Source organism: Gemmatimonas sp., from assembly GCF_031426495.1.
Classification (GTDB): domain Bacteria; phylum Gemmatimonadota; class Gemmatimonadetes; order Gemmatimonadales; family Gemmatimonadaceae; genus Gemmatimonas.
Genome location: NZ_JANPLK010000053.1, coordinates 1 through 5384 on the forward strand (window position 1 = coordinate 1; position 5384 = coordinate 5384).

Consider the following 5384-nt stretch of genomic DNA (forward strand, 5'->3'; position numbering starts at 1 on the left):
ATCGCGCTGAGAATACCGACGGGAAGGTGTCGCGCTTCACCACGACCGCGACGAGCGCGGCGATCACCAGCACGCTGCCCGCGATCATCATGCTGTTGTGTCGCCCGCCATGCGAAGCCGTCGTGCCACGGCGTGCACTTGCCCCCGTCACTCCACTCGGCGTCGAAACACTATCCAACGACTGCAATAGTTCTTCAGCGTTGGCGGGACGATGCGCGGCATCTTTGGCCAGGCACCGCTGCACGAGATCACCAAGTGAAGGGGAGACATCGGCGTTTCGCTGCGTAAGCGACGCCGGTGTTTCCGAGAGATGCGCAGCAATCATCTGCGCGCTGTTCGTCTTGCCAGCAAACGGATGCGTGCCCGACAACAGTTCATACGCCACAACGCCCCAGGCGTAGATGTCGGCGCGGTGATCAACCTCCGCGCCAATCGCTTGCTCGGGCGCCATGTACGCCGGCGTGCCGATCGAACCGCCGGCTTGCGTCAGCATGGTATTCGCCGCCGCGTTCGCGTGACCGTCGTGCGTGCGCGATGCACTCAGCGCCTTCGCAATACCAAAGTCGGTGACCACCGCCGTGCCACCGGACAGCAAGATATTCTCCGGCTTGATGTCGCGATGCACGACACCCTGCGTATGCGCGTACGCCAACGCGCGTGCAACGTCACGCAAAATGCTGACGGCTTGCGACACCGTGAGCCGCGCACCAGCAGCCACTCGTGCGCGCAGCGATTCACCTGTGACGAACGGCATCGTGTAGTAGGGCAGCGATCCCGAGCTACCGGTACTGAGCACAGGCACGATATTCGCCTGCTGCAATCGTGCGGCGAGTTTCACTTCGCGCGCGAAACGTTCAGCGCTCACGCCTTCGGCTAGCTCAGGCGCGATCACTTTCACGACGACCGTGCGGCCGAGCGCGTTCTCACGCGCGACGAACACGCGCGACATGCCACCGCCGCCGAGTTCACGTTCGAGCGTGTACCCGGACCCAAGCGTGGATTGCAGTTCGGCGCGGAGATCGGTCATCGACGCGGGCTGAAACGAGCAGAATCTACTTCCGCCGACGCTGGCCCACCGGCAGTCACATCCGATACTGGTCGTTGTTCGTCATCGAGTCGAGCATCACGCAGTCGTTGCATCAGCGCGGACAAGGAAATCGCGGTGACGTCGCCACCCATCGGCCACTCGTCGCTGCCGCCGTGCACAACGAACGCAGCGCGCGGTGAGAGATCGTGGCACCCCTCGCGAAACCCCCGCGACACCGTGGGGGCGGTCGAACGCTTGATTTCGATTGCGAACTCGACACGACCGCCACGCTCAAACACCAGATCAATCTCTGCGCCGCGCGCTGTGCGCAAGAATGACGGCGTGAGACCAGCGTCTGCGACCGCAATAAGGTTCTCGATCACGAATCCCTCCCAACTCGGTCCGGCAATCGGGTGACCAAGCAGCGCGTGCGCAGTTTCAATCTCGAGTAGGGCGTGCAGCACTCCGGCGTCGCGCACGTACACCTTGGGTGAGCGTACGAGGCGCTTGCCAAGATTTCCGCTCCACGGACGCAGCCGACGCACCAGCAGAAGATCCACAAGCAAATCGATGTAACGACCCACGGCGGGCGAGGAGACGCCCAGGCTGGATGCAAGTCGCGCATGATTGAGCAAACTGCCATGCCCGTGGGCCAGCATCTCCCACAACCGTCCAACCGCCGCCGCGGGTAGGCGCGGCGCGAACATGGGCACATCCCGCTCGAGGTAACTGCGAAGAAAATCGCGTCGCCACGCGAGGCTCTCACGATCTGAAGGTGCGGTCACGCTGTCGGGAAAGCCACCGCGGAGCCAGAGCGAGTCGACCACGATGCCGGATTCGCCGATTTCACTGACGTCGATCGGCATCATCTCGACATGGGCCACCCGACCGGCGAGCGATTCCGAAGTTTGCTGCATCAGATCGAGTGAGGCCGAGCCAAGCAGCAGAAAGTGCCCGGCTCGTTCGCCGGCAGCGCGTCGATCATCGATGATGCCACGCAGCGTCTCGAAGAGCTCTGGAGCGCGATGAATTTCGTCGAGCACCACAAGTCGGCGCGGTTGGTCGCGCAGAAAGGCGTCGGCGTCGGTCAGCCGACGACGATCGGCTGCACGTTCCAAGTCGAGGTACAATCCCTCAGGCGCTCTCGATCGCGCGAGGGATCGTGCGAGCGTCGTTTTGCCCACCTGGCGCGGTCCGAGAAGCACCACACCCGGCATTTGGCTTAGGCGCTGTTCGACCGTTTCCAGGATCCGCCGAGCAATCATTGTTGCAAATCTAACGCGTCACGTGCGTTTTGCAACATTACTGAGCTATTCTAGGCACGAGTCACACGCCCGCGACGGCCCTGGTTCGATTGGCCGCAGCGACCGTGCGCCTGACGGCGTGTAAGGGCGAACTGAATCACCGCGCGCCGACGCCCGCTTTGACCTGGCGCGCGTACTCCACTTCGTCGTAGTGCCCCAGCGACGCGGCGATCAGGCCGTCGGCGCCGATCGTCCACTCCTCGTACCCGCTGATGCGCACCGCCTTGCCCGTTCCGCCGGGGCCCGTGTTCGTGCCGGTGAGTGTCCAGTGATACACCGGATGCTCGCCATTCGCGGTGAGCGAGTCCATCGCGACGATCATGTCCGGAAACGCGGTCATGAACGCCTGCGCCGACGCGGTGATCGCCTCCCGCCCAACCGCTGGCGCACCCTCGTTGATTTTCAGCGAGCCCCGCTCGGCGAAGTGCGCTGCCACGCTCGCGGCCTGCTGGCTGCACCAGGCGGCGGTGTAGCGAGTGGCGAACTCCTTGAGTACGGAATCGTTCACGGCGGACTTCTCCTTGGGCGCACACGCGTTGACGACGAACGTGAGCGCGATTGCGCGTGCGAATTTGATTGCGAGGCGGCGAGTCATGTGTGATGCCGGAGGGGACGCATGCAGGACCGCGAGTTTCCCAAGCTGAGTGTCGTCCTCACTTTCGCTCCGCACCCGAGCGACGAACGACCCAGATGTTCGCTTCAGTCTGATACGCCCCGTAATACAGCGCGCGACCATCGGGTGCAGCGACAATGCTCCGCATCACGTCAGCAGGATACGGAAGGCTGTCCAGGATTACCCGCCGCCTCAGCGTCTCGATATCCTGCATCACCAGGCGACCCGCCTGCGTGAAGTACACGACGCTCCGGCTGCCGGGCAGGAAAGCCATCTCCGGCCCATCTGCATCGTCGCTCAACACGCGCGTCGTGCCGGTCGCCACATCGAACACCGCATTGCCCTTGTAGTTACCCGCCGGCGAAACAATGCCGCCAGCAATGAATCGTCCATCCGGCGACCACCGAGTGTTGTCCATCCTCCCGATGGGCGTCGTTGGAACGACGAGTGGCGTGCTGTTGCCTGGGGTCATTGGCCAGGGCGCCGTACCGATCCATGTCATGTTGTTCGTCAGCGAGCTGACGAGCAGCCGCTTGCCGTCCGGCGCAAACACCGGGTACACGATCTCGGACGGGATGGCCGTTAGCTGCGTTCGCCCGCTGCCATCGAGCCGAACCGACCACCCGTCATACACGCCGCGAGAGTTCGAATGGAACGTGAGTGCGCTGCCATCCGGAGTGAAGCGCGGGTTCCAGTCGCGGGCGGCATCGTCCGTCACTCGAGTGAGCTCGCTGCCATTCGTGCGCATCAGGAACAGGTCCTGCTGCCGGTCCGGCGCGTTCACGAGCGCGAGCCACTTTCCGTCGGGAGATACATCGAACGGTGACAGCACCGCCGTGCGGCGTTGCAACAGCGTCGTGGCGCCTGCGCGGCCCGTAGTGGCATCGAAATCGATTCGCGCCGGGTTCACGGATTCGATCGAGGACCGGAAGATCAGCGTGTTGCCATCCCGAGAAAGTCGCGGCATCGACATCGCGACATCGACACCGGCGATGACGAATTCGGGTGCACCGCTCGGCCGTCCGGATTCTTCGTCGACGGTGATGCGCCAGACTCCCATCGTGCCCCCGCGATCACTCGCGAAGTACAGCGACCTCCCATCGGCAGCCCACTCCGGTGACCAGTCCACGGCGTCGTCACTCGTCACCTCCACGAGTGCACTCCCATCGGCGCGTACCGTCACCAGATCGCGTCGGCCGCCCTTCACCGTCCAGAATGCAATGCGGGCTCCGGATGGCGACCACGCTGGCTGAAGCGCCTGCTGATTCGAATCCGCCATCTGCAACATTCGCGTCTGGCCGCTCGCCACATCCACAATTCCAATCCGACCCGTGCCCAGAGTCTGATAAGGCGTGGTGGACACTTCCGTGGAGAATGCGACCTGTCGTCCGTCTGGCGACCACGTCGGATTCGTGCCTATGCTCGTGAGACGACGGGGCGACTCGCCTGTTGCGCCAACCACGAAGATGCCACCTTCACCCAGCGCGTACGCGATCTGCTTCCCGTCGGGCGAGTATGCGGGAGACAACTCATCGCGCGTCGTGTCGCCTGCGACCAGCACTGGATTGCGACCACCGACGCGCTGTACCTGAATGTCGTAGGTGCCGCGCGCATTGCTGGAATACGCGAACGACTCGCCATCCGGCGTGATGCTCGGGCTGGATTCAACGCCCGACGCGTCGGTGAGCTGCGTGAACGACGACCACTCGCGCACTGTCGGACCGGACCCCGAGCGTCCGGCCCACCATGCCATGGCAGCAATGGCGATCACGCCAACAAACGCCGCGGCCGCGCGCCACGAGCGCACGCGAGCCGTATTCGCATGTTGTGGACGTGAGGCAACCGACAGGCTTCCCGCATCGCTCAATGCATCTGCAAATGCCGATGCCGTCGTGAAACGATCATCCGGCAGCTTCTGCACCGCCACCATCACCGCCTGCTCGACGTGCGGCGGCACAGTGCTGCGCGTTTGCGTGAGTGGCGCCGGGGGCACCGTGAGCACCCGCGCTACAATCGCCTGCGTGGTTGCGCCGGTGAACGGCGGCTCACCGGCGAGCATTTCGTATAGCACGCAACCAAGCGCGTAGATGTCGGAACGCCCATCGAGCTCGCGCTCGCCCATCGCCTGCTCAGGACTCATGTAGTGCGGTGTGCCGAGGCTCATTCCCGTCTCGGTCATCCGACTTCCGCGGTCTGCCTTGTTGGCCGCCAGCGCGATGCCGAAATCCGCGACGATGACTCGCCCGTCCTGGAGCAGAATGTTTTCCGGCTTGATATCGCGATGCACTACGCCGCGCCGATGCGCGTAGTCCAGTGCGCTGGCGGTTTCACGCGCGATGCGAACGGCTTCTGCAATCGGCAGTTGCTTTTCTCGCACCAGGCGGTCGCGAAGGGTTTCGCCCTCCACGAACGGCATGACATAGAACACCGTGCCATCGAC

General features: G+C 63.8%; 4 protein-coding genes. All 4 read right to left on the bottom strand.

Features of this window, described 5'->3' with window-relative positions; translation table 11 throughout:
• Positions 1 to 1027: serine/threonine-protein kinase (locus RMP10_RS14255; RefSeq protein WP_310570879.1), on the bottom strand; the 1027-nt coding region annotated here is incomplete at its 3' end.
• Positions 1024 to 2292: an ATP-binding protein gene (locus RMP10_RS14260; RefSeq protein WP_310570880.1), complete on the bottom strand. Its 1269-nt coding sequence runs from the start codon at positions 2290 to 2292 to the stop codon at positions 1024 to 1026. The genes RMP10_RS14255 and RMP10_RS14260, both read right to left, overlap by 4 nt.
• Positions 2293 to 2428: 136 nt before the next feature.
• Positions 2429 to 2839, bottom strand: coding sequence for a nuclear transport factor 2 family protein (locus RMP10_RS14265; RefSeq protein WP_310570881.1), 411 nt, complete (start codon positions 2837 to 2839; stop codon positions 2429 to 2431).
• Between the two features lie 145 nt (positions 2840 to 2984).
• A partial coding sequence (locus RMP10_RS14270) for a protein kinase (RefSeq protein WP_310570882.1) occupies positions 2985 to 5384 on the bottom strand: 2400 nt, incomplete at its 5' end.